Source organism: Nocardiopsis salina YIM 90010 (genome assembly GCF_000341025.1).
GTDB lineage: Bacteria > Actinomycetota > Actinomycetes > Streptosporangiales > Streptosporangiaceae > Nocardiopsis > Nocardiopsis salina.
In genome coordinates, this window is record NZ_ANBF01000144.1 from 1 (window position 1) to 2175 (window position 2175).

A 2175-nucleotide genomic window follows, 5' to 3' on the forward strand; every position below is an offset into this window, starting at 1 on the left:
GGCGGGGTAACGGGGCTCGGGGCGCTCCTCCGCGGCGGGACGCGGCTCACGGGGCCGGAGCTCGGGCGCGGGCTCCGGATCGGGCTCCGGCTCCGGCCGGGCGGGGGCCGGTTCGCTCCGGCGCGGGGCGAAGGGTGTGACATTGGCGCCCGGGGCCTGGACGCTCTCGAAGGGTTCGGGAGAGGAGAACCTGGCCGCTTCCTCGTCGGCGGGGCTCACGCTGTTGTGTCTGGGCTCGTACAGCCAGTGGGCCGTGCGCTCCTCACCCTGGTGGAAGTAGACGAGCCTGAGCTGCCAGGTGCGGTCCTCGCGCTTCCAGGAGTCCCACACCGCATCGCCGGTCTCCAGCTGGTGGGCGCCGACGCGTTTGGTGACGAGCTCCTCCAGGGTCGAGCCGGGCGCGGTATCCCCCTGGGCGCGCACGGTGGCGTTCTGAGCCTGCTGGGCGATGTACCCGCGTTCCTGGAGCACGGGACCCTCGAACCAACGGACCCGTTCGATCGGTATGCCGGAGATCTCGGAGATGGCCTCCGCGGTCTCGCCGGACCGGATGCGGGCCTGGATTTCCTTGGGGCGCAACGGATTCTCCACTTCGATCTCGTACTGGCCGAGCCGGGAGAACTGGCCGCGTACAGCGGCGCGTAGGCGGTCATCGACGGGCAGCATGAAACGGGTTCCACGACCGGTACTGGCGAGCACCAAGTAGGCGCCGTCCTCACTCACGGCCACGAGGCGAAGCTCGTGCATCGCCCTCCCTTTCGCGTCCCGTCGAGGGGCTGATCCCGCGACCCGACCCCCGCGTTCTCCAAGTCTGGTCGGCCGACACCCGGCCCGGCCAGAACCGCACCCGGCCTGTCCGAACTGTGTGCCCGCCTCCCGGCCCGTGGCTCTCACCACGGTGGGAGCGGCCCCGGAACCTGCCCGAGGCCCTCACGGTCGCTTCCGGTGCCAATCTTGGCACGCTGGTCCGTCGGCGACCGGGAGCGTTCGTGGGGGAATGTCGACGATTCCGCACGGGGCTCCGCGGTGATCGTATCCCGGACCGCACGAACCACCCCAGGTCCGGTGAAAAACCCGGTCTCTACGCGTTGCCGCAACACAGGGATCTATCCGGGCGCAACTCGACACGCCGATGGTCACTAGACAGTGATGCTTCTTGTTTGATGGTGTTATCAGGCATCTGTCGCCCTTAGTCTTAGTTATCCCCTCATGGGCGTTAAGTGGAGTCTGTGACCCGTGGTGCGCATTGGCCCACCACACGCCCATCCCAGAGATCACGACCGAAGTACGCCGTGTCCCGACACGGCTCAGCCAAGGGGGGAACCCGGATGGGCCGAACCCATACCCCGGAGGAACCCGGGGACGCACACCCCGATCGCGACCACGGGACCGGTGACCGGGGCGAGGACGGCCGGGACCAGGGCGGAAAGAAGATCGACCTGAGCTTCGCGCAGGTCGCGGCCGCCGGCCTGGCCACACTCACCGCGGCAACCCTGGCCTCGTACCTGGACGTCTACGGAACCGTCATCGGCACGGCGGTCATGGCGATCCTGAGCACGAGCGCCAGCCCGCTGCTCTCCCACTGGTTCTCGCGCAGCGGCGAACAGGCCAAGCAGCTCGCGGAGAAGGCCGTCGCGACCAAGGCACCGGGTACTGCCAAGGGCAAGGCCACCACGGAGGGCGCGACGGGTGTGACCGGGAAGCAGGACATCCGTGTCGACCTACCACCCGTGAACCAGGGCGAGGACGACGCCACCCGGACGATGGCGATGCCGGTCCTGGGCGCCGACCTCGCCCAGGCCGACCAGGAGGCCACCCGGGTCGACGGGCACGGGGGTGCCGTCGACCCCGAGGAGACCGTCCTGATCCCGGCCCAGAGCCCGGATGAGGACCAGGGCACGGCCGTGCGGGCCGGTCGCACCGGAGGAGACGGGGCCGACAGCCCCGGCGCCGACGGCGAGCCCGAGGGGGCGCCGACACCGCGCCGCCGCGGATGGCGCGCCGTCCTGATCCCGGCCGCCCTCGTCTTCACCGTCGTGATGCTGGTCATCCTGTCCTTCGAGCTGCTCACCGGACGTTCTCTGACCGCCTGGACCCGAGGCCTGGACGAGTCGACCTCGCCCTCCATCGTGGGCGGCAATTCGGCGCCGGCCGAGGAGGAGCCCGAGCCGGAGC

Annotated in this window: 2 protein-coding genes; one reads left to right on the forward strand and one right to left on the reverse strand. The window is 70.2% G+C overall.

The genetic code is table 11. From position 1 onward, the window contains the following. Positions 1 to 747, reverse strand: a 747-nt coding sequence (gene sepH / locus D474_RS28910; protein ID WP_017614538.1) for a septation protein SepH, incomplete at its 3' end; no start/stop codon positions are given. Positions 748 to 1328: 581 nt separating this feature from the next. On the opposite strand from sepH, the gene D474_RS28915 reads away from it, so the two are divergent. Further along, a partial coding sequence (locus D474_RS28915) for a hypothetical protein (protein WP_017614539.1) occupies positions 1329 to 2175 on the forward strand: 847 nt, incomplete at its 3' end.